The organism is Zhouia spongiae (assembly GCF_022760175.1).
In the GTDB taxonomy this organism is placed as follows: Bacteria; Bacteroidota; Bacteroidia; order Flavobacteriales; family Flavobacteriaceae; genus Zhouia; species Zhouia spongiae.
The window spans coordinates 503371-530346 of record NZ_CP094326.1; the positions used below are offsets into that span (position 1 = coordinate 503371).

General features: G+C 38.2%; 11 protein-coding genes. 1 reads left to right on the plus strand and 10 read right to left on the minus strand.

Annotated elements, in window-relative coordinates; translation table 11 throughout:
- The first annotated feature begins 61 nt into the window (after positions 1 to 61).
- A complete protein-coding gene (locus tag MQE36_RS02295; protein ID WP_242937589.1) occupies positions 62 to 2095 on the plus strand; it encodes a thioredoxin domain-containing protein in 2034 nt (677 codons plus the stop codon).
- On the opposite strand, the gene MQE36_RS02300 is transcribed toward MQE36_RS02295, so the two are convergent.
- The 10 genes from MQE36_RS02300 to MQE36_RS02345 all read right to left on the minus strand — a co-directional run bounded on the left by MQE36_RS02300 (position 2085) and on the right by MQE36_RS02345 (position 26960).
- On the minus strand, positions 2085 to 5375 hold the full coding sequence (locus MQE36_RS02300; protein WP_242937590.1) for a VCBS repeat-containing protein: 3291 nt from the start codon (positions 5373 to 5375) through the stop codon (positions 2085 to 2087). The two genes, MQE36_RS02295 and MQE36_RS02300, sit on opposite strands and share 11 nt — an antisense overlap.
- Before the next feature lie 97 nt (positions 5376 to 5472).
- Positions 5473 to 6999, minus strand: coding sequence for a SusD/RagB family nutrient-binding outer membrane lipoprotein (locus tag MQE36_RS02305; RefSeq protein WP_242937591.1), 1527 nt, complete (start codon positions 6997 to 6999; stop codon positions 5473 to 5475).
- A gap of 10 nt (positions 7000 to 7009) precedes the next feature.
- A complete protein-coding gene (locus MQE36_RS02310; protein ID WP_242937592.1) occupies positions 7010 to 10120 on the minus strand; it encodes a SusC/RagA family TonB-linked outer membrane protein in 3111 nt (1036 codons plus the stop codon).
- Between the two features lie 236 nt (positions 10121 to 10356).
- The gene (locus tag MQE36_RS02315) at positions 10357 to 12225 is read right to left on the minus strand and encodes a SusD/RagB family nutrient-binding outer membrane lipoprotein (RefSeq protein ID WP_242937593.1); all 1869 of its coding nucleotides are present in this window, start codon (positions 12223 to 12225) and stop codon (positions 10357 to 10359) included.
- Between the two features lie 20 nt (positions 12226 to 12245).
- Complete coding sequence (locus MQE36_RS02320) at positions 12246 to 15638, minus strand: SusC/RagA family TonB-linked outer membrane protein (protein ID WP_242937594.1); 3393 nt, start codon at positions 15636 to 15638, stop codon at positions 12246 to 12248.
- A 226-nt stretch (positions 15639 to 15864) separates the two neighbouring features.
- Entirely contained in the window at positions 15865 to 17340 is a 1476-nt protein-coding gene (locus MQE36_RS02325; RefSeq protein WP_242937595.1) for an alpha-L-fucosidase, read from the minus strand.
- 11 nt (positions 17341 to 17351) lie between these two features.
- Entirely contained in the window at positions 17352 to 19568 is a 2217-nt protein-coding gene (locus tag MQE36_RS02330; protein ID WP_242937596.1) for a DUF4838 domain-containing protein, read from the minus strand.
- 13 nt (positions 19569 to 19581) lie between these two features.
- Entirely contained in the window at positions 19582 to 22221 is a 2640-nt protein-coding gene (locus tag MQE36_RS02335) for a glycoside hydrolase family 3 protein (protein ID WP_242937597.1), read from the minus strand.
- A 177-nt stretch (positions 22222 to 22398) separates the two neighbouring features.
- Positions 22399 to 24627 carry a GH92 family glycosyl hydrolase gene (locus tag MQE36_RS02340; RefSeq protein WP_423242471.1) on the minus strand — a complete coding sequence of 743 codons (2229 nt, stop codon included), beginning with the start codon at positions 24625 to 24627 and terminating at the stop codon, positions 22399 to 22401.
- A gap of 2 nt (positions 24628 to 24629) precedes the next feature.
- Positions 24630 to 26960, minus strand: a complete 2331-nt coding sequence (locus tag MQE36_RS02345; RefSeq protein ID WP_242937598.1) for a glycoside hydrolase family 20 protein — start codon at positions 26958 to 26960, stop codon at positions 24630 to 24632.
- Positions 26961 to 26976 lie beyond the last annotated feature (16 nt).

The window sequence follows — 26976 nt, forward strand, 5'->3', positions numbered from 1 at the left end:
TTGGTCTAAATCGTCATATAAACATACGGATAAAAGAACTTTTTTCTAACCCCTTATTATTATGAGACATTGCCTCGCCTTCATATTTCTTTTTCTTTTTTGTGATATAAGTTTAACAGCTCAAAAATCAAACCACTTAAAAAATGCCAGCAGCCCTTACCTTTTAGCACATAAAGACAACCCCGTAAACTGGTATCCATGGAATGAAATCGCACTAAACAAAGCTCTGAAGGAAGATAAACTTCTCGTCATTAGTATAGGGTATTCGGCATGCCACTGGTGTCATGTCATGGAAAAAGAATCTTTTTCTGATATTGAAGTTGCCGAAGAGATGAATGCCAACTTTATTTCGATAAAAATAGATCGTGAAGAGCGACAAGATATCGATAAAATATACATGGAAGCATGTCGGCTATTGAATGAAGATTGTGGATGGCCACTAAACATCATTGCCCTTCCTGATGGAAAACCTGTATACGCCACCACTTATCAAACCAAATCGAACTGGTTGAAAATATTAAAATATGCTTCAGAAAATTATCGGCTAAAACCTACAACATTCAAATCATTAGGAGCTTCGATTCAAAAAGAAATAGAGAAATCTACAGAGACAGACACTTTAGAACTAAAGGCTATTAACACAGAGATACTTCGTAAAAGTATAGACAAGTGGTTAGAAGATATGGATTGGGAATACGGAGGATACAAAGGTGCTGAAAAATTCCCTTTACCTCAAAGTTTCAGCAGCCTTTTGGACGCATACTTCTATATCACAGACGAAAAGATCATTCATGCAGTAACCTTAACCTTAGACCACATCCTAAATGGAGGTGTTTATGACCATATAGATGGCGGGTTTTCTCGATACACCACAGATTATCGGTGGAGACACCCTCATTTTGAAAAAATGTTATATGATAATGCCCAATTGATTAGCCTTTATACTAAAGCCTACAGCATTACAAAAAACGAGCAATATAAATATATTGTATATCAAAGTATTCAGTTCCTTTTAACGAATATGACTACAGAAGAAGGTCTTTTCGCTTCTTCCTTAAATGCAGATTCTAAAAGCGGTGAGGGTGATTATTATACATGGACTTACAAAGAGTTACAAGAAGTCCTAGGGGATGATCTTAATTATTTCAATAGAGTATTTGATGTTTCAGAAACAGGTAATTGGCTCTATGGTAAAAATGTTCTCTACAAAAAGCAATCCAACCATATTGATGAAGAGAAAATCAAAGAGTGTATCTCCAAATTAAAAAAAAGAAGATCTTTAAGAGATGCTCCGGAAAGAGATGATAAGACTTTAACCGACTGGAATGCCCTGGCTATTATTTCATTAACCGATGCTTATAGGGTATTTGGAGAAAGTCAATGGCTTGCCGAAGCTATTAAAAGAGCCAATACATTAAATCAAAAAGTCTGGAAAAAAAATACACTTTATCATAGCTATATCAACAATTCCGCTTCAATTAAAGGTTTTTTAAATGATTACGCTTATCTAATTAAAGCCTACCTTAATATTTATGAGGCCACGCTGGACAAGAACTGGATAGATCGGGCACAGAAAATCCATAAAGCTTTTGAAGATAATTTTTTACAAAATGGATTTTATTTATCGCATTTTGAACCAAAAACTGAAACAACTCTATTTACCAGTAAAATCACAATTGACGATGACGTTACTCCCTCCGGAAATGCAATCATGGCTATAAACTATTATATGCTTGGAACATATACCGGAAATTCTGACTTCATCAAAAAAAGCAGAAAAATGACTAATGCGTCTATTGAATCTTTTACAACCGATCATAGATTTTATGCTTCCTGGTTTAAACCTCTAATCTGGTCGATTTCGGCTCCATATCAAATAGCTATTTTAGGGGAAGATGCGATTTCTAAAAGTCGTGAACTAGATCGTACATTTTTACCTAATAAGATCTTGATAGGCAGTATCAATAAAGAGAACCTACCCTTGCTAAAAGAGAAGTTGGTAACCGGCCAAACCACAATATATGTTTGCAAGAATGGCTATTGCAAGCTACCAACAACTAATATACCTATCGTATTGAAGCAAATTAACGATTGAATTTAAAGAATTGAACTATATCATTATTATTGACAACAATAATAATGTCTCTGTCTTTAATAAACTTCATCTTCTTCGCATCCTTTCTGGTAAAAAAACCACTTTTGAGCTGAGACTCAAAAGTAAAGCTCCCTTTACCATCTCCTAAAAGTAACCCTCCTGTTCCGGCATCATTTCTGGTAGTCTCTATCTCTGAGACAAACAAGTTCCCGACAAACAACACATCCAGGTGATTATCATCATTAAAATCTCCCACTATAAAATCATTAATGTTAGACAATTGTGCCATTCTGGGCAACATTGACATATTAAACTTACCATTACCCTGGTTCTCAATATACACAGAAGCAAAAGTATCTGCTTTATAGTGTAATGCTCTTTCCAACTTATCCTCACCATAAACCTCTTCCAGCTCTAACGATGCAAACACGTCATACTTTTTAAATGTCTTTTTCAAACTGGGCACTTGCTGAGACGAACAAGAGAATCCCCTTAGCGGATAATGCTTATTTTCCTGATAGTAACCCAAAACAATATCATTAACACCGTTATTATCAAAATCGTAATAGTATACATCGAAAGGGTTTTCCTGAGAGGTTTTATACTTATAATTCAACCCTATATTCCCCAATATCAAATCATTATCACCATCGTTATCAAAATCTCCTTTTTCAATACTAGACCACCATCCGGTTGTAACTGCAAGATCGGCCACTTCTACTCTCTGTAGTTGGCCTGATTGATTTTGGAAAATCGTAACCGGCATCCACTCTCCAACCAATATCAAGTCTACCCAACCATCATTGTCGTAATCATCCCAAACAGCATCCGTTACCATACCAATATCTTTTAAGCCAGGTGCTAATTCAGATGTTTTATTTATCAGCTTTCCTTTTTCATTAATCAATAACATCGACGATACAGGCTCCGGATATTTTCTGGCTTTCATCCTTCCTCCCACAAAGAGGTCTAAATCGCCATCATTATCCATATCCTGTATTTTTACCACTCCCCCACTCACATTATCCACTCCCTTAATTTTAGATTTTTTAAACCTTCCTTTCCCGTCATTAACATATATTCTATCAGCGTAAAAATCACTTTTATCTTTAAATTCATTTCCTCCACTAACTACATACAAATCTAAATCTCCATCATTATCGATATCAAAAAATTCAGCATCAACATCTTCAAACATCAGTTCTTCAGTCCACAAATCGATATTTGAAGCAACATATCCTCCATTTTTATATAGGTACAGAAAAGCTGGGAAGCCAGCCGATCCTCCTATAAAAACATCTTCAGCGCCATCATTATTAACATCGCCAACAGCCAAAGACGGGCCAAATTGAGACATCTTATGCGGCAATAGCACCTGATAGTCATAATCATTAAAATTGTTCTCTTTATGATTATGCTCAAACAACAATGCCGCCGTTATGTTTTCAAAAGTTTTGCTTCTATTTTCGGCATCGTTATTTTGGTTATTTTTCTCTGCATCTTCGACAAACAACTCTATTTGCTGATTAGCTTCAATATTCTTTAAAAGATTGACTTTACCGTCTGCCCAAGTTATTTTCAACAAATCAACTTTATCGGAGCTTCCTAATCCAAAATGAGCTATATTTTCACTTGTTGAATAAATCCCCCTGACATTTGTAGTTTCATAAAACTGTTTGTTATTTCCCTGTACGACTTCAACTCTTGTTCCGAAAGTAGGCAGGCCTTTCTTTGAGTTTAGCTTAAGTCTAAGGTAATTACCGGAACTATTATTTTTATACAGAAAAGCTTCCTCATTTACATTATTAACCACTATATCCAAATCTCCATCATTATCAAAATCAGCATAGGCAGCACCGCTAGAAAATGATTTTTGATTTAAGCCCCAGTTTTCACTGACATCATTAAACTTAAGTTCTCCCTCATTTCTAAAAGCGTAATTTTCAATTGGCTGTGACGGGATTATGGAAAGTGTTTTTTTCAGATCAATTATATCCCAAATACTTACATCGCCTGCATTCGGATTCTCTTCCACCCATTTATTGGCGGTCTCTATAACATATGCCCCTAACTTTTTATCAGCATCTGTATTTCTTATATCCCTTAAAAGTCCATTAGTCACATAAACATCTTTTAAGCCATCATTATCAAAGTCGGCAATAAGGTTCGCCCAACTCCAGTCTGTATTTGCCATACCTGAGATCTGGGCAACATCACTATAGGTGCCATTTCCATTATTCAGATGAAAATTATTAAACATATATTGGTAATGCCCTCCATTGTTGACAACATTCCAGAACGCCTGCGGGTTCATTCCACTCATATTCGCTTTTAACCGAAAATTATCCTCAGCCACCATATCTACAACAAAAATGTCTAAAAACCCGTCGTTATTAATATCTCCGGTATCGACTCCCATACTGTAAAAGGACATGTGGTTTAGGGCTGAATTCGCCACATTCGTAAACGTACCATCCTTATTGTTCATAAAAATAAAATCGGGAGCATAAAAATCGTTAGCAACATACAAATCAACCCATCCATCATTATTTAAGTCCGAAGCTGAAACAGCATTAGGGAATCCGGTCAAACCCACTTTTGCATCAGTGGTAACATCCTTAAAAAAACCTTTACCAGTGTTCTTCAACAACACCAAATGATATTCTGGCTGCAACAATTTAGTACCAAAAAACTCAGAATAACTCCCCGGATTAGGCGGCTGAGTCAATAAAAACAGATCTAACAGACCATCTTTATCATAATCCAGAAATGTAGCATGCCGTGTACGTTGTTCATTTGCCACCCCATATTTTTCTGCCGATTCGGTAAAAGTTAAATCTCCATTGTTTATGTATAATTGATTCTTTCTTAATTCCGGTTTATAATCATACAACTCACGGCTTACATAGACATCCGGATATCCATCATTATTTACATCTGCAATGGTTACTCCTGTAGACCACCCTCCATCATAAACAAGTCCTGATTTTTCAAGTTTTTCGAATTTAAAACCTCCCTTATTAATGTATATTTCGTCAGCCACCATATTTCCTGCAAAATACACATCCATTAATCCGTCTCTATTAAAATCGGCAACGCCTACCCCAGCCCCTCCGTAAAAATTAGCATACAGTAATATATTCTTCTCTTTATCATCAATAATAATATTCCTAAACTCAATTCCTGAATCTTTGGAGCTTATAAGCGTAAATAATTTATTTTCCTGAGCCCTTAGAAAACAACAGGAAAGAATAAATACAACGACTATAGTATTTTTCATATTAATTATAGTTTTATTAAAAAACCAAATAAAGGAGAGTTTCCCCTCCTTTATTAAAACTAACTGACTATACAAATTACCTAAATATTCAACATCCTTATTCTACATCCCACCATACACGGGTTGTAAGTTCATCAGGCCCCTGTCTGCTGACAGCCTCTTGATAATTTTCCGGATTATTAGAAATATCACTTTCAGAATATGTCAACCTTCTAGGAATAGTCCCTCCTGTCACATTTCCAGGATAATTCACAGGAATCAGCGCAGGGAAACCAACTCTTCTCCAATTAGAAAAAGCTTCATATTCGTTTAGGAAAGTCGCTGCCCAATATTGGGTATTGATTTGTTCTAAAGCATTAGCAGCATCGTATGGATTAGCCGATAAATAATCATCAATATCAGTATCTTCTATAATACCTCCTTCTCCATACAAAGCAAGCATTTTCATGGCTGCTCTGACACCTTCTTCATAATGAGCCGCAGGATCTCCTGCCAACCCCCAACGAACTCCTGCTTCAGCCAGCATAAACTCAACTTCGGCATAGGTTTGAAAAAACATTGGCGCAGTAACTCCTGTTATCAGTAGTCTGTTTGGTTCAGAGTAAGCCTGAACGTTTTCTTCACCTGTCATATTCTCCAGCATTTCGAGATCCAATCCGTTTGGCAAGCCTTTCTGAGACATCGGGTCTAACCTTTCTTCATCGGTTCTCAAAATCGGGTCATCATTAGCATCCAATTCACCTGTGTTTTCAGGTAATGAAGCTAAAACAGTTAATCTAGGATCTCCTTGGAGAAAATCTATAAAAGTTTTACTCATCCTCATATTATTGTCGGCAAGGAAAACTTCTCCTAATCCATTCCTATTAATTCCTTCCCCATCGGTGTGAATAATATAGGCAATATCAGCATTACTTGTCATGACCCCTCCATTAATTGCTTTGGTAACCCATTGTTGAGATGCAGCCGGATCTACTTTAATTAGCCTGAATCCCAATCGCAACATTAAAGAGTATCCCCATCTTCTCCATTTTCCCATATCTCCCTGAAACATGATGTCGGCATCTCCGTATACAGATGTTCCATCTCCCAATACAGCAGTTGCCTCTTCCAGTTCTTTTAGCATGTCTGCATATATCTCACTTTGCGGATCATACCTGGGAAAGAATATTTCTTCAAGTACTGCTTTTCCAGCCTCGCTATATGGAATATCTCCATACAAATCGGTTAATCTGGAGTATATAAAAACCCTCATTATCCTTGCTATTGCTTTCATTTCCTCAGGCTCTTCATCCTGCTCTAGCTGAACCAACAGATCTTCAACAGTTTTAACCGCATTTCCGTAATAACGATCAATTAAAGACGATGCATAGCCTCTGTTCCATGTATATTTATCTCCAGACCAATAGCCTGCCGTAGTAGCAAAGTGTTGCATCATAGTGGATTGATAAATAAGATTGGCTCTCCAGTTTTCATAACGTTCCCCGGAAGTAAACAACTGAATCGAAGTCAACTTACTAGTTGCCAATACTTTATGTTTGGTAGGATCTACATTCATATCCTCAAAACCTTTGTCACAAGATGTCAGCATGAGAATTAATGAAAATATATATAATATTTTTTTCATAATTTCTAAATTAGAATTTAACATTTAAACTTACTCCATAACTTCTTGTTGATGGCACACCGAAATATTCTAAACCTTGTGAATTGCTCACATTATAAGCACTTTCAGGATCTATATTATCTGCACTTCTTTTTATATAAAATAAATTTCGAGCTATAAATGATATGTTTGCACTCTTGATGAATATTTTATCCAAAATGCTTCCCGGCAAATTATAGCCTAAACTCATTTCCCTGAACTTGATAAAATCAGCATCTTCTACAAATTCTTCTGCAATATCATTCACCTCATTCCAGTATGTTTGCAGATCTTCCGGAGCAACAGTAGTAGTAAAAGAATTACCAGAAGCATTATCAATTCCTGTTACTTCTAAACCATTTTCTCTCCCTTCCAATGTGTTTTTATGCAACCCTGCTCCATAAGCAATTGTGTTTGTCCCAGAAAATATCTGCCCTCCAAACTTGGCATCAATTAAAAAGTTAAGATTAAAATCACCAAATCTAAAATTATTTGACCAACCTAAACTCCAAGGTGGCACTCCATCTCCTAAAATTATTCTACCTCCCTCTCTTGCAATTGGAACCCCATCAGCGTTAATATCGTATACAATATTACCAGCGTCGTCTCTCACATAAGAAACCCCTACAATTTTACCATATCTTTCATCTACAATATGCTGAATTCGCACGTTCTGGGTTCTTGGCTCATCAAGACTTACCGGTTGATTTTCATTATTGGTTTTAGAAATTAAACTTTCATTAAAAGCTCCGTTAATACTTGTTGTCCAACTAAAATTTTCAGAACGGACCGGAGTTCCGGATACTAAAAATTCCACCCCTTTATTTTCCAGTTTCCCTAAATTCACCGATCTTGTATTATAACCGGTATATACAGAAGTAGAAGCTTGCACTAAATCATTGGTAGTCTCATTTTTATACAGTGCTAAATCCAAGCTTAATCTGTTATCAAAGAACCTTGCATCAATACCAAATTCATATTCTTTTTTATCCCATGGCACCAAATTAGCGTTTGGCACATTATCTCCACTAATTCTACCTAGAGGTTGTCCAAGATGTCCCTGCCCAAAGAATTCATCGTTAGGAGCTAATTGATAAGGAATATCTCCACCTCCTGCAACTTGAGAATAACCACCTCTTATTTTCAGGAATCTTATACTTTCAGGGAGATCCAGTATATCTGACAAGATAATACTGCTCGTTATCGATGGATAAAAAGCATCATTAGGTGTTGTCTTTCCGGGAAAAGACAACGTAGAAAACCAGTCATTTCTTCCGGTAAGGGTTAAATAAGCCCAATCGTCCCACGCAAATTCTAATGACCCGTACAGCGACCCTATTTTACGCTCACTGTATGTTCTGCTTCTGGTTTGAGTAGCCAGGTTAGAAATATCCTCAAATCCAGGAATAATAAAATCATTCCCTCCTAAGATTAAAGTTTCAGATTCAATATGATTACTGTTAGCTCCAAAAAAGCCATTAAAACTCAGCTTTTCTGTTAAATCCTTTTCAGCACCGATCAATATATCTGCATCTATCTGACTATATCGCAATTCCTGCTCATTCATTCCTCCCAGTACTTTATATGCTGTTCCCCATGGTTCTACTGCAACAGATTTTCTTGTAAAGTGGTCTGTTCCTACTCGTCCGGACACATATAGCCATTCTAAAATATCATACCGAAGGGATGCAGAAGCTATTATTCTATTTCTTTGATCCTCATTCCTGAAATTATAAGCCGCATAATATGGGTTCTGAGAAAATACATTAGCCGAATACCCTCTTTCTGACCCATCTTCATTTGCCCCAGGATCCATATCTCTTACATCTATGTTAGGAGGAAGCAAAGCTACTGTGTAGTTTGCATTACCCGGGGCATCAGATAATCGCGGCCTGTTCATTACATCTTCTACTATATACTTGGCATTGACCTGAGTGGTTATTTTTTCTCCTAGTACGGCACCTGCATTCAGTGAAAAAGTTTTTCTATTCATTCCTGAATTAGGCATTATATCATCATTATCCATATTGGAAGCTGAAAACCGATAATTCATATTATCTGAACTTCCCACCAGAGCTAATGTATTAATGAATGTTGTTCCAGTACGATAAAACTTACTTACATTATTACCCACATAAGAATATGGTCTTTCTTCACCATCCCATTGTGGAACATTTGAGCCGTCTAACCTTGGCCCCCAAGAACTAAGCCCCAGTTCATATGCCTCAAGAGAACTAACAGGAACCCTTGCACGGGTACCTTGCCCATATTCCGTTTGAAAATCCTGAATTGACGTATTTACCTGGTCAAACATTACCGAACTACTATATTCAACTCCAAATCCTTGTTGCTCTTTACCTCCTTTAGTGGTAATAACAATCACACCATTTCCCCCTCTTGATCCATATAGTGCTGTAGCAGAACCTCCTTTCAATACACTAACCGATTCAATATCATCGGGATTTATACTAGAAACACCATCTCCCCCGTCATTACCACCCCAAAGACCGGCAGATCCATTATTGTCATTACCGATAGGAATACCATCCACTACATACAGGGGTTGATTATTCCCTGTTAACGTACTGTTACCACGAATAATAACCCTACTCGATCCGGCAGCACCTGTTGAATTTTGAGTGATATTAACACCCGCAACTTTTCCCTGAAGAGAATTGATAGCATTAGTTTGTTTTACATTAGAAAGCTCATCACCTCCAACTTCGGTCAAGGAATATCCTAAAGCTCTTTGTTCCTTTTGAATACCTAATGCCGTTACTACAACTTCTCCAAGTTGTTCGGCACTTTCAACTAAAGCAACATTAATGCTCGACAAGCCATTTACCGGAACTTCTTTAGAAGTGTATCCAATTATCGAAAAGACAAGGGTTCCGTTAACTGGAACATCATTAATCGTATAATTTCCATCAAAATCAGTAGAAGTACCATTAGTGGTACCCTTTAAGATCACATTTACCCCAGGCAACGGCGAACCATCATCTGCATCGGTAACAGTACCTGTAATAGTTCTGTTTTGCGCTGTCAGTTGCTGAAATGAGAACAGAAGCACAAACACCATCAAGGACAGTAGTTTTTTGCACATAGATTTTAAAATTTAAGTTAGTTGTTGATTAATTTATGATTTTTTATTAAAAAAACCATATTAAATGTTACTAATAAGTTAAATTTTAAGAAAATAATTCGACAAACAACAAGATCAAAAAGCCAAACAACATCAGGTTTAAATCTACCTACACGATTTCAAGCATAAAAAAAGACCCCGAAAAGGGGCCTTTAAACACAATAAAAAACTATATAAACTAACTAAATGAGAACTTACTAGTTGTTTGGCCCAACACCATAATTAGGGTTTTCCTTATCAAACCATATCCTTTCAGTATTTAAAGTTGAAGGATTGTTCGTACCTGTAGAAAAACCTTGCTCCTGAATTGCGTTAACGTAGTTTTCGTAGTTAGCATTATCCTCAGTTGGCGTTCCTATTGTGAAACGACGAGGTATAACCAACTCCGTTCCTGATGCCAATAAAGCTTCTCTCGGGAAATACGCACTACCTGTTTTAGGAATTCCTGAACGTCGGGTTAATGTAAACACATCCCCCGGAGTAATAGCAAAGTTAATCAACTGTTGAATATACACCTTTTCTAATCCATCTGTACTTAGGTCATAAGCTGGCTGTGACAATAAGTCAGTCACCTCTCCAGCTCTTAATTTAGTAGCTCCTGCCTCAGCCATTGCCCCATCTTCATAAACAGGATCAGCTTCATAATAAGGATGGTCATTATTTGCTGCTAGAGCGTCCATTCGCTGTACAGAAAGCTCAACACCCCTGTTAAAATATTGCTGCGCATCACCAGGAACATTTGCACCAAGCAACTTAAATTCAGCAAGGTATAAGTTTGCCTCTGCAGAAGAGCCTAATAAAACATTTAATGGCGGATACTCTACTCCTTGATCTATATATCTAGCATCTGGCCCAACCGTAGTAGGGTATATGTAGTTAATTCCAGTTCTCACATTTTTTTCGAGATAACTTGAAGTGGATGAATAGGTCTTCTCATAAGTATTACCATCTACACTCAAAGTAATCCTATTTAACTCACCCTGTCTAAAATATTCATCATATGCAGAGTCAAACCTTTTGTCAGGAGATAACGGAGCTCCAAAATATCTTACCCAAGGCTCTCCCGGACCTGTCCAACCTGCAAAATTTCCATCAACATCATATTCTACATATTGCTCCACATAAGCAGGCAATGCTTTTCCGTTATCTATAAAAGTCTGAACAACTTCGCCATTAAAATCATTTTTATCAAATAAAAAACGTACACGCGGATCTTTATTAGCTACCAAGAAATCTACAAGATTCTTACCACCCACACCAGGCTGTGTTCCGTTCCCTGTACCAAAATAATTGATATCTCTCCTGTAGATAAAATCATCTGCTAAATTATCCATATAACCTACTGAAGAATTTGCAACTTGTTCGGCAATCTGTAACGCCTTTGCTCTATCCTTATTAATCAGCCTGGCCGCAATTCTTAATTTCAAAAGATTACAAAATTTAGCCCACTTCGCATAATCTCCGTTAAACACAACATCTTGTTCTCCAATGTCTGTTTGATCAGATGATGTAAATGCTACAATAGCCTGATCCAACTCCTGTAACCAAGTATTAAAAAGTGTTTCCTGGCTATCATAAACAGGTCTTAATAAAGCCGGGGTAGTGTAAGCTGCTAAACCAGCTTCTGTGTACGGCAAATAGCCCATATTATCAGACACCGAAAGATATGTATGTATTACCGAAGGTATTGTCATAGCTCTCATAGCCTGCATTGACGCTCTATCTTCCATCTCATCAACTTTAAACTGAACATCTCTTGCATTCGCCATTAGCGCCGGATAAAGTGACTGATTCCCAAAGGGTCCCATCTCAACCACCTCTTCACCATTTCCAACACCCTCTCCGGTAATCTGACTCCATGGATATACATAGTCAAAATTATTGTAGAACCAAACAGTATAATCATTATTATACATCAACTCAACAGTTTTAGCTACCAAAAATCTGATATCAGGTTCAGACACATCCGAAGGGTTGGTATTAAGATCTGCAAAATCTTCTCTATCACATCCTATTGCCAGTATCATCATACAGGCCAACAGTGACATTTTATATATTTTTTTCATTTTCATCTTCTTTGTATAGATTAAAAATCAATTGCTATTGTCATAGTATAAGAAGCCGTATACGGAACAAATCCTCTCTCTCTATATGACTCTGTACTAGAAGTACCTCTAAAACTTTCAGGATTAAGATTATTTGGCAAAGAATTGTATAAATATCCTAAATTTCTTGCGTTAACGCCTACATAAAAATTTCTGGCACCTATTTTCTCACTAATGTTTCTTGGTAAATTATAACCTAATGAGATATTTCTAAGCGCTATATATTTCACCTCGTTAAACCAGTCATCATTGACTACTCCCTGCCCCCATGAGTTTGTGAAGTAATTATAAAAACTTGCATGTGTTGGCTCTACATGACCAGCCTCGTAAGCCTCCTGATAAGTCATTCCTCCTACATCAACAGTATTTCCATTAGGTGCTGTAACAGTCTGCCCTTCTGCAAACACCCCTTCAGGGATTATTCCGTCACTGAATTGTTGTCCTTGACTATCTGAATATTGTGATGTCCAAGACATTCCTCCATATTCAGGTGTACGCCCTCTTAACGAAGTATCCAACCACCCATAGGCAGTACCATATCTATTAGAATACGAAGCAATATGACCACCATAACGGGCATCCAGCAATACAGACAATGTTAAACCTTTATACCTAAAGGTATTATTTAGCGATCCTTCAAAGTCAGGTTGAATTTTACCAACTTCTTCTACCTCGTAACTTCTTTCGTAATAAGCACCTCTTCTGGAATCACTCCAAACAAAAACAGGCATTCCATTTCTTGGATCATTAGCATCATCAGACTGCCATGTTTTAGGCTTACTATCACTCATCAAAACTCCATATTCACCTCCTTCAAAGGCTACAGACCCTACTCGGAAATTACCATATCCGATATCTCCCCCTAGTCTTTTAAACTCCCCAAGATCTTCATGCATCTCTTTTATCTTGGTAGTATTATTCCAATAATTAAAAGTTGTATTCCATTCAAAATCTTTAGTTTTTACAGGCGTTCCCGTAAGGGTCAATTCAACACCATAATTTGATAATGTACCAATATTGGTAAACAACGTTCCAAACCCTGATTCGGCAGGGATCGGAATACCACCAATCTGATTGGTAATTTCTTCATTATAATAAGCAAAGTCTATCCCAAATCGGTTATCAAAGAATCTTAAATCAGCTCCTATTTCATACGAATTTTTTCTTTCCGGCTCAATTGATTTATCAATAGCAGTGGTATTAACCGAATTAGTATAAGCGAAAGATCCACCCATATCATATGTACCTAAATCGTAAGCTCTGTTTAAAGTATAAGGATCAGTATCACTACCTACCTGCGCCCAGGAAGCCCTTAACTTACCAAATGAAAACCAATCCGGAGTATCGAATGTTTCAGTAAACAACCAGGAAGTACTAACTGAAGGGTAGAAATATGAATAGTTACCCTCACCATTAGTATACACCAATGCAGAAGACCAGTCATTTCTTCCCGTAATATCTAGGAACACCTGATCTTTATAATCAAAACTAGACAAGAAATAAAGCGAACTAATCTGCTTGGTACCTAAAATTCTCGCTTCTGTTCGCGGAGTTCTTTTAGAGTTGGTTATAAAATATTTACCCGGAACAATAAGCCCTCCATCAGTATAGGACCTGTTGTATGACTTTTCCTGATCCCAGATTTCCCCACCTAACAACAATTGTCCTGAGAAACTATCACTCAATTCTTTTTGAAAATTAACGGTCAATTTCCCGGTCTTGCTTATATCTCTGTCATGACGAAGCTCATAATAACCTCCTTCATTTTGATATCCCTGTCCTAAATTTTTAATTTCACTACGCACATGATAAGCATTCATATTACCTTCTGCAGTAATTGTCATCCAATCATTAACATTAGCGGTAAGTCGAACTATTGGACGAACTACTTCTTCTCTACGGATGTTATCATTCATTCCGTATGCAAACCATAAACTCCTGTTAGGAGCAAAAGCATTTTCATCATTAAAGTTTGAGCTTGGTACCCCACCATGATTTGCTTGCCAATATTGGCGCTGTCTATATTTACTTGTGTTATATGTATTATTCCAAGTACCATCAAAGAAAAATTGGGAAATATCATTTCTAGGATTTCTCGACTTAGACATTGTATAAGAAATTGAAGCGTCTGCTCTTAACCAATCTGTTAATTCATGCGCCCCTCTAAACATCATCGCGTCTCTATTAAAAGAATTGTTTGCCAATGTACCGGTTCTTTCGTTCCTGGAATAAGAAAGATAAAAATTTCCGTTTTCATGACCGCCACTCATCGAAATAGAGGTATTGGTATTATACCCAGTATCATAAGCATCCAATAAGTTGTCTCGCTGAGGACTGTAAGTTGTTACATTCCCGTCATAGTCAACCATTGGCCTTCCATCAAAACGAGGACCGTAACCAGCCCACCCCCAAGGATGACCTATAATCGTTGCAACTCCATCGTCATTGGTATAAAATTGGTCTGTCGAAAACCTGTAGTAGTTGCCACCAGCGTCAGTATCACCATAATCCGTATAACCGGCTAACGCACCCGGACCAAATTCATATTGAATATCCGGCTGATTGTATACAACATCCATACCTACAGATTGTTTTACTGAAACACCGATTCCTCTTGAAGCTGAACCGTCTTTGGTTTCAATCAAAATAACCCCATTCAGACCTCTTGATCCATAAAGCGCTGTTGCGGCGGCACCTTTTAATACTGAAACACTTTTATAGTCATCAGGGTTTAAGTTTTTAAGAATGTTACCAAAATCATTAGAATCAGCATTCCAGTCAGCACTGGCATTAGAAACACCATTTTCTAGAATAACACCATCAATAACAAATATCGGCTGGTTATTATTAGAGTTCAAGGCAGAAACTCCTCTGATCTGAATTTTTGAATTACCAAAAAGACCTCCATCAGAAGCTCCAATACTCACACCTGCTGCCTGCCCTTGTAACGCCTGCACAGGGTTAACCGTGTTAGTCTTTGCTAACTCTTCTCCTTTGACTTCAGTCATAGCATAACCCAGCTTTTTGGTTTCTCTTTTAATCCCTAAAGCGGTTACCACAACCTCATCTAGTTGCTGTGTATCTTCCATCAAGGAAACACTTACATTTGCTCTCCCAGCAACTGAAACTTCTTGCGTTGTAAAACCAACATAAGAAAAAACCAGCACTCCGTCTGAAGGAGCTGCTAATGAGTAATTCCCGTCAAAATCAGTTGAAGTTCCGGTACTAGTTCCTTTTACCATGACAGTAACTCCCGGCAGGGGAACTCCATCAGATCCGGTAACTGTACCTGTAACTGTTTTGTTCTGCGCCCAAATTGCCTGACCAGACAAGAAGCACATAAACACCATAAAGGTTAGTAGCTTTTTACACATACTTGTTCAATTATTTATTAATTAATTTAAATTGGTTGATTGTGTCCAATGTTCTCTAATTTAAGACACAGGTATAAATGTTATAATAAAGTTAATTTATCAGAAAGTTTTTCGACCGACAACAAAACAGAAAAGCTGAATAACGAAAGCGACATCGTTTTCGTTATTCAGCTTTCATATACAAATCTTAAAGCTTTAAATATAACCTTAAAAGTTAACAGTCTTTTTACTTAATCCTAAGAACAAAAGAAATACTACTCTTTAATTTTTCTGTAGTACGCTCAGGAATCATAATCTTGGCCCCTTTCTTAGTCTTAATAATTTGACATTTGGCGTTAACTCCTAATATTTTAGCTTTTGCTTTATTTTTCAACACAAACGGTACGTCAATCGTTGTAGGAATTTCATTCTGATCTTCTCCTACGAGATATATCAGATAAACTGATCCGTCTTCTTTGGTGGTTAAACATATATTATCAAATTTATATGGCGCCATCGGTTTTGTTCCATAAATGGCTTCGCTGTTAATATCCATCCATGCTCCAATTTCCTCTAAAAGGTCATACGCTCCCTGATCCCACTCTCCTTGCGGGTTTGGAGCCACATTAAGCAATAGATTTCCTCCCTTAGCCACGATATCCACCAACATATGAACGGCTTCTCTTCCCGACATATATTTGGCGTTTGGACTCCAGGACCATCCACCTCCGGAAATAATACATGATTCCCAAGGGTACGGTAATGGCTTCTCAGGAACTCTGTTCTCAGGAGTTAAATAATTTTGATTTTTGCCATGAACCGCCCTGTCTACTACAATCAATCCAGGTTGTTTTTCACGAGCTTTTTCTACCAGCTCATCCATTTTGATGTCCTGATCGATGATACGGTGCTTGACATAACCGGTTTCGTCATTTTTTAACTGATGATCATACCAGCTTGTGATCTCAGACTTTGGTGTCTTGGCAACCCATCCGCCATCTAACCACAAAATATCTATATCGCCATAATCTGTTAAAAGCTCAAGGATTTGGTTGTGTGTAAAATCGACAAAACTATTCCATTTCTCAGGATATGATTTTGGATCGTAATTCACATTTCTATCTTTTGGAGGGAAATAAGGGTCCCAATAATACTCCGAATGCCAATCAGGTTTAGAGAAGTAAGCTCCTGCCCACATATTTTGTGCCCTGAATGCTTCAAAGACTTCTTTTGCCACATTAGATCGGGGGTTCGATGCAAACGGAGAATTTTTTCCAGATATCTTATAATCTGTATATTTTGAATCGAACATTGAAAATCCATCGTGATGCTTCGTAGTAAATACCACGTATTTCATTCCTGCATCTTTGGCAGCTTTCGCCCACTTTTCAGGATTAAACTTCACAGGATTAAATGTCTTTTGAAGGTCTTCGTATTCTTGTTTATAAGCAAAATAGTTTTCCGGATTCGAACCTTTTTTGCGTTCACACCAACCATATTCTTCCGGACACAATGACCAGGATTCTACAATACCCCATTGACTATACGCACCCCAGTGCATTAACAGTCCAAATTTAAGATCTTGCCATTCATCTAATTTTTCTAATACTGCCGGATCTGTTTCGGGCACATAACGCTCATCCTCATAAACAGCCTGGGCAATACCCAACTGCATACCGAGCAACACCAAAAACAACACAAAGAGTTTTGTAATTTTCATCATTAAAGTAAAAGTTAATTAATTATTATTTCATCTATAAAAATCCAGGACGGCAAACCTGCTGCATGATGCCAGTAAGGCGCTTCCTTTAAATTTTCTGCAATTATTTTCACGTACCGCGCACTCACAGGATCAAAATTCAACTTAAAGTGCTGGATATCATTTATCTTGCTTTCTTTATTGAGAGACAACGGATTCTGAATCGAACCAATCTTTTTAAATTCCACCCCGTCATTCGACACATAATAGCTAACCTTTGAAGGATAGAAGACTATATGGTTGGTTACTTGTAAAAAGGCACTTGAAACGGTACTGATATCTTTCATTTCTTCCAGATCAACAACTGCATCCAGGTCATTTCCTTCAAAACCCAACCAATTCGCATAAAAGTTATTCCCACCCAATGCTCCATCGGTAAGGGTCTGCGGATCCTCATTCGCATATTTCTTAGGTTTCGTATTCAGCACCACCTTTTTTCCTTTGGCGATATTAGGCTGTTTCGCCACCTCAATGGCTTTTCTATAAGCATCGCAATATTCATTTACCGTAAACCCCATCTCATTCATCATCGTTATATTCCAATGTTCACAAGTGGACTTAAATTTATCGAGTAAAGCAACTACCGCCTGATTTACTTCTGCCTCAGATTTATTAGTTAATGAATAATCCTCAGAAATCCCTTTGCGACATGCTTCTAAAACGGCATAATCTACTCCCAATCTGGCTGCTTTCACTCGCTCTTGCACCTGAGGTTTATGTTTTACAGCTGCTTCAGCAGCATCAAAAATACTTGTATACTGTTTTAGCTTTTCAGGATTCAAATATGAAGAAAAAGCCTGTGAAGGATCGCCATACAGAAACAAGAAGAAATCCTTATCATCTTGTATTCCCTTATGTATGGTATCGACATATTGCTTTATATAGGTTCCGGCCTCCTGATAGTAACCATCTGTAAACACTGTCATCAAACTATCTAAATTCAGATCAGGGTTCCATAATAATTTAGCCGTTACATAAGAACGTAATTCGAACAATTCGCTTGGGTTATTGCTATGTTGTTCAAACACCCATTTAACGTTATTATCTCTAAACAATTTAATGTTTGGCTGTAGTGTATGGATATTTGGAAAGGGGGCTAAGAAATTAGTAAACTGGGTTGTATAATCCCAAATCCGAATTTTATCCGTTAACTTGCCCCACCCCTTTAAATCCTCTGCAAAAGCTGCACACTTATTTTCAATGGAGCCACTTCTATCACATTCAATAGAACACAGGGTTACCAGCACGTTTTTATTCGGCCTTGTTTTAGAAGGTTTACGGGTGTACTGATAGGCCAATGTTGAAATGGTTTTGTCCGGAAATCGTTCCGCTACTTTATTGACGAACCGAATCATGGTACCGGCATGACTACCCTCCTCTTCGTCAATTGCTTTACAGGCATCACATTCACAGTACTGCTGATTATCATTCTGACTCACAGATGCTACCGTAGCTTCCGGATGCTTCTCAAATAGCGATGCTACCGAATCAATTACAATCCGCAATACCTCCGGGTTAGTCAAACACAATTGGGTCGGCAATCTTTTACCATTTCTATGCGCAAAATACTCAGGGTACTCTTTATAAAACTGTTCTTCCGGAATAAATTTATGAAACGTATGCACCCTGGCTTCAGGAACATAAAAAGGAAATGATTTTTTGGTCACTTTATGTTCATCCGCAAACGTATGATTTTCATAAAAAAGCCTTGAATGCACCGTTCTAACTTCTATTTCAGGACGGTATACATAATTCAGGTTCTTATCAAGAACCACGTTCTCCATCTCCGGAATACTTGCAACATCCGGGGTATACCAATCACAACCCAAATACTGCTCTAAAAACACATATACTGCATCCATCAGCGCTTTATCAGACCCTCCATAAATAACCAGGTCCTGGTCTTCTGATCTTACGCCTATTTCTTCATTATCCCCATCAAGGGTTTTCAAATAAATTGATTTCACTCCTTCTGTTCCCAATTTCACAGGAACCTTTACCGAAGTAATCTTTTGAAGGTAATCCTGAAGAACCGCTGCCGCCTTTTTCTCTTCTTCTGAAGCTTTTTCATCCAAAACGATCGTATAATCAGTATGTCCTTTGTCAATAAGGACCAACTTGTCTTTACTACAGGATACCAATAGTAACAGCAGTAATAATAACTGATATGCTTTGAAAGATCTCAACTTCATAATTTATATTTTTTTAGTTAGTCACCTCGAATGATGTCTTTATAGTATCCATTGAATTTCCTCCAACCATTACCTGAAACTTACCGGGTTCAACCACTCTTTTCATATCTCTATTCCAGATTGCCAGTTCTTCGGGAGTAAGTTCAAATATCACTTCCTTCGTTTCTCCTTTTTTGATAAACACACGTTTAAAGCCCTTTAAAGCTTTACGTGGGGTTGTTACGGAAGAATATACATCATTTATATACAACTGAACAACCTCTTCCCCGTCATAGCCGCCGGTATTCGAAACATTTACGGAAACCTCCACACTCTCATCCTTGCCAATGGTCTCAGCACTTAATTTAAGGTTGTCGTAGTTAAATGTGGTATAACTTAAGCCATATCCAAAATGATATAGAGGATCTTCGCTTTCTTCCACATACCTGTGAATAGCCGATGGCTTTTGATTGTAGTATATCGGCAACTGTCCTACAGATTTCGGTACGGTAATGGACAACCTTCCTGCAGGATTATAATCTCCAAAGAGTACATCTGCTATAGCTTGCCCCCCTTTTTCACCCGGAAACCAGGCTTCCAGCACAGATGGCACATTATTATCGATCCAGTTAACAGACAACGGACGGCCATTAAGCAGCACGCAAACCACAGGTGTTCCGGTCTTTTGTATGGCCTGTATCAATTCTAATTGTTTACCATGCAGATCTAAAGTTGCCACATCCCGGTTTTCTTCCACAAGCTCTCTTGATTCTCCTATTACCACCACCGCTACGTCGGCCTTTTCAGCAATAGCAACTGCGGGATTGAAATCAACTTTTTTCAGGTTCCATCTCAAATGTGCACGGGCTCCCCAGCCTCCTTCCCACATTTCGATACGCACTTTGTACTTTCGACCTGCTTCAAAATTCATGGGATAGGTTACTATATTCGTAGATCCTTTGGTCCAATTGTCGACGATAAGTTTATCGTCGACCCACATTCTCACACCATCATCTGAACTTAAGCCCAGCCAACCTTCAAAAGAGATGGTTGGCTTTAAGAAGCCAGTCCATCGAATCGAAAATTGATCATCAGGCACTCCTTCTCCGGGAGACCATGGCCAATCGAATTCAAGTTCATCATCAACTCTGGTTAAAACAGGTTCACCTTTGAGGCTTCTATTGTCAAAATATTCTCCTTTAAGGCCATTCGAGGATTCATCGGGAGTCCACAAGTTTTCTGAAGAAATAATCTGTCCTTTTATGATCAAAGGAACACCCTCCTCATAAAACACATTCACCTTATCTCCTACTTTTTCTTTGATTCCCTCTAGTACTGTAATCGCTTCTTTATTCCTTACCGCATATCCTCCAAGACGGGTTTCATCGGCATTAGGTCCTATAACTGCTATTGATTTAACATCATCATTAAACGGTAATAAGTTCCCATCATTTTTCAACAGGGTCACCGATTTTTGAGCTGCCTGTAATGCAATATTCTGGTGTTTTTCCGTATGATACAGCTTATCAAACAGTTTTGCATCTGTATATGGATCTTCAAATAATCCTAACAAAAACTTAAGTCTTAAAACACCTCCTGCTGCTCTGTCGATGGCATCCATACTCAAGTCTCCTTCATTCACTAATTCAACAAGCGTTTTTTGCCAAAACTCATTAGAGAAATCATAGAACTGCATATCAACCCCTGCTGCTACAGATTGTTTAATCGCATCTTTTGGAGAGTCAGCTACATAATGCGTCGTCTGCACATATTTAATAGCTCCCAGATCTGAAATAACGATACCTTTAAAACCCCATTCATTTCGCAACACATCTGTAAGCAGCCATTCGTTTGCTGCACAAGGGATTCCATCTAATTCAGTATAGGCGCACATTGTTCCAAGTGCTCCTCCTTCGACAAAGGCTTTTTCAAAAACGGGTAAAAAATCTTCTCTGGCTGTACGTTCACCTACGATTATCGGTGATGAATTTCCTCCGGCTTGTGGATAACTGTGTACTGCAAAGTGTTTTGGCTCCGCTATTATAGAAGTAGAAGAAGCCAAAGTATCACCCTGGATTCCTTTTATCATAGCGAGTCCCATTTCACCAGCCTGATAGGTGTCTTCACCAAAAGTTTCGGCTACACGCCCCCAACGCGGTTCACGACCAATTCCTAAAACCGGTCCCAGGCCGTAATGCACACCTCTGATTCGTGCTTCGGTTCCTATTACCCGTCCGACTTCATACATCAATTCAGCATCCCAGGTTGCACCTAAACCAATATTCATAGGAAATGCAGTGGCTCCATCATCCACATATCCATGTAACATTTCACACATGATAAGCGCAGGTATTCCCCATCGGTTATTCTTTATGACATGTTTTTGTAGATCATTAATCATTTTAGCTGATCTTGGGTAGATATCGTGTATTGCACCTACTCCCAAATCATTTATATGCCCGACGGTCTTCTTTTTATCGAATTTTTCATCCGTTTTAAAATTCTCACCCCGGTACATATCCATCTGACGCACCTTTTCTTCAAGGCTCATCCTTTTTAATAAATCTTGTACGCGTTCTTCTACTGGTAAAGAGGCATCCTGATAGGGAAATTTGTTTTGTCCATTTAAACAAAATACCCCTAAAAAGATGACTATAAAGCTTAGTTTTTTCATTAGTTTGTTGGTTGTTTTACTCACCAGGTGAGCTTCAAAATGTACCGACGCTTGTCCTTGTTATAAATCCTTTACGAGATTTCACGGAACTAATGTCGGACTGTTTGTTTGTTTTTATGCTAACCTGCCCGAATTTATTATTCAGGCAGGCACTTCACAGGCTTAGCCTGAGGTAGTTTATTTCAATATTATTTCCATTTTCCCGGAAGAGGTCAGCTCATCGTGATCGATAAAAAAGCTTCTGATGTTTTTACCTTCTAATTTTATTTCTGAGATATTTCCATCATTTCCTTGTTTCTCTATTACCAGTGTACTATTGTCATAATACTTTTCATCGAGATGAATGGTAACCTTATCAAAAACAGGGGTGGTAATCGTATACATTGGTGCCGCCGGAGTTACGGGATATATTCCCATCATTGCATAAATAACCCATGCAGACATCGTTCCGGTGTCGTCATTTCCCGGAAGTCCGGCCGGTTTGTTGGTAAAATATTCCGCGATTAATTCATGAACTCTTTTTTGGGCTTTATACTCATATCCCTTACAATAGTTATATAAAAAAGGATAGGCAATATCAGGTTCATTAGCCATATCAAATTGCCCTTTTTCAAAGATGTTATCAAGTTGTGTAACGAATTTTTTATCACTCCCAACCAACTTAATATTCCCTTTGATATCATGAGGATTCATAAAGGCATACTGCCAGGCATTACCCTCAATATACCCTACATTTTTCTCAAAATTTGCTCCTTTATTCGGATCGAAGGGCTTATACCACTCTCCATTGCTATATTTAGGACGTAGCAGTTCAAATTCTTTATCAAAAAGCTTTCTATAGGACAAAGAACGCTTATAATACGTTTTATAATCTTCTTTCTTCCCGAGGGCTTTCGCGAACTGAGCTATTGCATAATCAGAAATATTATATTCCTGCGTAGTGGAAACGGGACCTCCGATTTTACTATCAACACTCACATACCCATTTTTTATATATTCTTCCAAGCCCGGGCGAAGCGGGTTATTTTCTATCTGATTGGCCCCCTTAAGCATCGCTTCGTATGCTTTGTCAACATCAAAACCTTTAATCCCTCTCAAATAGGTGTCTGAAATCACGACAGAAGCAGGATCACCTACCATGGTGAAGGTTTCTGTTGAATTTAGTTCCCATTTAGGCAGCCAACCATTTTCATCATACATCTGCAACATACTGTTCACCATATTTAATTGCTGATCAGGATACAATAGCGACATTAACTGATGATAATTTCTATAGGTATCCCAAAGCGAAAACACTGTAAATCGCGTTCCACTGGTTTTACCAATTTTTCCAGTACCGATTTCCGGGTATTCACCATTATAATCATTCAGGGTATTGGGATGAATCTGCGTATGATATAATGCCGTGTAAAAAACAGTTTTCTCATCTTCCGTACCACCTTCAACTTCTATGGCAGACAATGCCTTATTCCATTCATTTTTCGTTTTGTCATACACTTGATCAAAAGACATATCACCCACCTCTTTTTCCAGGTTTTGTCTGGCGTTTTCTATACTCACATAGGAAACTCCAATTTTCACTTCCACCTGAGTCTGTTTATCAAAATTATAGGTAACATAGGCTCCAATACTATCTCCGACAACTTCTCGCGTGTACCCTTTCATTATCCTCGTCTTCCCATTGTAGCCCATCCATTGCGCCTCAACGCCCTCATATGTATAAGGCTTATTCCAGATGGCGAATTCTTCTGCCGGTTTTGAAAATTTAGCCACAAAATAAACAGGATATGCCTGTTCGGGACTATTATAACAAAAAGACCCTACATTTCTAAAACCTTCTATTTCATCAGGAGCAACCATCTTTACCATACCTCCTTGTTCGTTGGTTAAGCCTAAGCCCAGGTTTAAAAGGATATTCGACTTTCCAGCCGGAAAGGTATATCGGGTAACACCTACCCTGGTGGATGCAGTAGCTTCTGCTTTTACATTATATTTTGACAGATTCACGGAATAATAACCGGCTGTTGCCTTTTCGTCCGTATAGGTGGTTCCATAATTCAAGTGATTGGTTTCTACCGCACCGGTTGTTGGCATGGTAATTACCACTCCAAGATCAGGACAACCTACACCACTCAAATTAACATGTGTAAAACCGGTAAGGAATGTATTCTGATGCACATACGGGTTTGACAACCAACGACTATCTTTTTCGTGCGGTAAATTTTGCGGTCCGGCGACATTAAAAGGTGAAACACTCGCCATTCCTCTTGGTGCTATTGCTCCCGGATTCGTGGCTCCGTAATTCGATGTCCCTATAAAAGGATTCACATATTCGACGGCTTGTTTTTGGGCCGTAAGCATACTACCCAAAAAGAAAAGCCCTAAAGTTATTTTCTTTAAATTCATTTTTATTCTACTATAATTTCATCAACAAAGAGAAACACGCCACCACCAGTAGGTGTTTGTTTCAGGTTCGTAGCTTTCACCTTAATATAACGTGCGCTCTTTTTCTCAAAAGTCACCTCAAAGTCTTTAATGGTTGCATCTCCAGTGGCAGCATAAGCTCTTTCTGTTTTCCCCGCAGACACAAAGTTCTGTCCGTCGTCAGAAGTCCACACCTCAACCATGGTTGGGTAGTATATTCCAGGACCCTGATTTTCCAACGCTCCCACAGAAACTTTTGAAACCTCTGCAGGTTCATCAAGATCTATAACCACTTCCATGTCTTTTGCCAGCCATGCTTGCCATTGACCATCGTGAAAATTCTTGGTACCTCTTAATACATTCACCTGCGTAGTTGCACCAGTACCCTGGTACCTGTCATTCACCTCTGTATTATAAGTTACTTTTTTGCCAACTGCTTTATGGTATTTGAAGCTCTTTTCGAAAATCTTGCCTGCCGGTTTATCGTTTACAAAATAAGATGCCTTTATGGTGGTAGTCTCTGTTATCTGAATTGGCTTATCATATTTAACAGCATCTGTATTTAAATCTCCGTCATTAAGTACATATCGAATATCTGAACCTTCAATTTCGTTACTTAATGAAACCGAAACAGCCCCTGTTTCCTCATCGACGATTGCTTCTTCCCTGATGGTATAGACACTCTTGGCATAATTGATTCCCATAGCTGCAAAACGATCGAACATTGGAATAATCCGCGTCGTAAATTCATTCCAGCTTCTACCTTCCTTAGGGCTCCATAGTGTTTCTGACAAAGCAGCTATTCTTGGATAAATCATATATTCAGACTGATCGGTATCAGGTATATATTCAGCCCATAAATTGGCTTGACCACCAAGTACATGTTTTGCTTGCTCATCAGACATCCCATCGACAGTTGGATCAAACTCATACACTTTACTCAAAGGCGTATATCCGCCCCATGCAGCTGGCTCTGAATCCTGAGGCCCTTGATAATGATCGAAATAACAATGTGATCCCGGAGTCATTACTACATCATGGCCTTGCTCTGACGCTTCTAAACCACCTTTTACACCTCTCCAGCTCATCACGGTAGCTCCCGGAGCCAAACCGCCTTCGAGAATTTCATCCCATCCAATAAGGATACGATCTTTTGAACTAATAAAACGTTCCATCCTTTTGATGAAATAGCTTTGAAGTTCTTCTACATTTTCAAGTCCTTCCGCTTTGATTCGTTTCTGACAATGCGGGCATTTTTCCCAATTCGTTTTAGTTGCTTCATCTCCTCCTACATGGATGTATTTGGAAGGAAACAAATCCATCACTTCTACAAGTACATTTTCAAGAAATTCAAAAGTTGATTCTTTCCCTGCACAATAAATATCCGTGATAGGCCATAAACCTCCTGATGGTACAGATATAGGAGTTTCAAAACAAGATAAAGAAGGATATGCTGCAACCGCACTACTTACGTGTGCAGGCATTTCAATTTCCGGTACAACCGTAATACCTCTTTTTTCGGCATAAGCCACTATTTCTTTTATATCCTCTTGGGTATAAAAGCCACCGTAGGTACCCTTTTCATCCGCCTTTGCTCTGGGTCTTGCATTCCAGTGCTTATCTTCCTGGTCAACCCTGTAAGCACCTACTTCGGTCAGTTTTGGGTATTTTTTAATTTCTATGCGCCATCCCTGATCATCTACCAAATGCAGGTGTAGTGTATTCATCTTTAGATATGATAAACGATCGATGGTCTTCATCACATAATCTTTTTCAAAAAAATGACGAGAAACATCCAGCATAAGTCCTCTCCATTTGTATCGTGGGGCATCAGCAATATTGACGTTTGGCACTTCCCATGATACATCTGCACTTACCGTGTTCTTTTCTACGGCTACCGGCAGTAATTGTCTTAACGTTTCTATACCATAAACAAATCCACTTAAATCTGAAGCCTCTATAACGATATTATCATCACCAACCACCAATGTATAGGCTTCTGCTCCAAGCTGTGAATTATCTTTTAAAATAACGAAATTAGAAGAAGGTTGATCTTTAGTTAATTCAAGCTCCAAACCTGCAGCTGTTTTAAACCTGTCAATCAATATTTGTGCTGCTTGTAACTGGGTATCTGAGGTAACTACAAATTTTGTATCAGCATCAAAGATGAATGATCCCTGGTTAAGGGTTAACTCTTTGGGGTGAGGAATGATTTTTATATCCGATTCTGTAAAAGTTGTTTTTTGTTTTTGGCAGCCCACCTGTAATAAAACTGCCAGCGCTAAAATAAGTACACGTTTAAAATTCACTTTCATATATTAATTTAAGTTG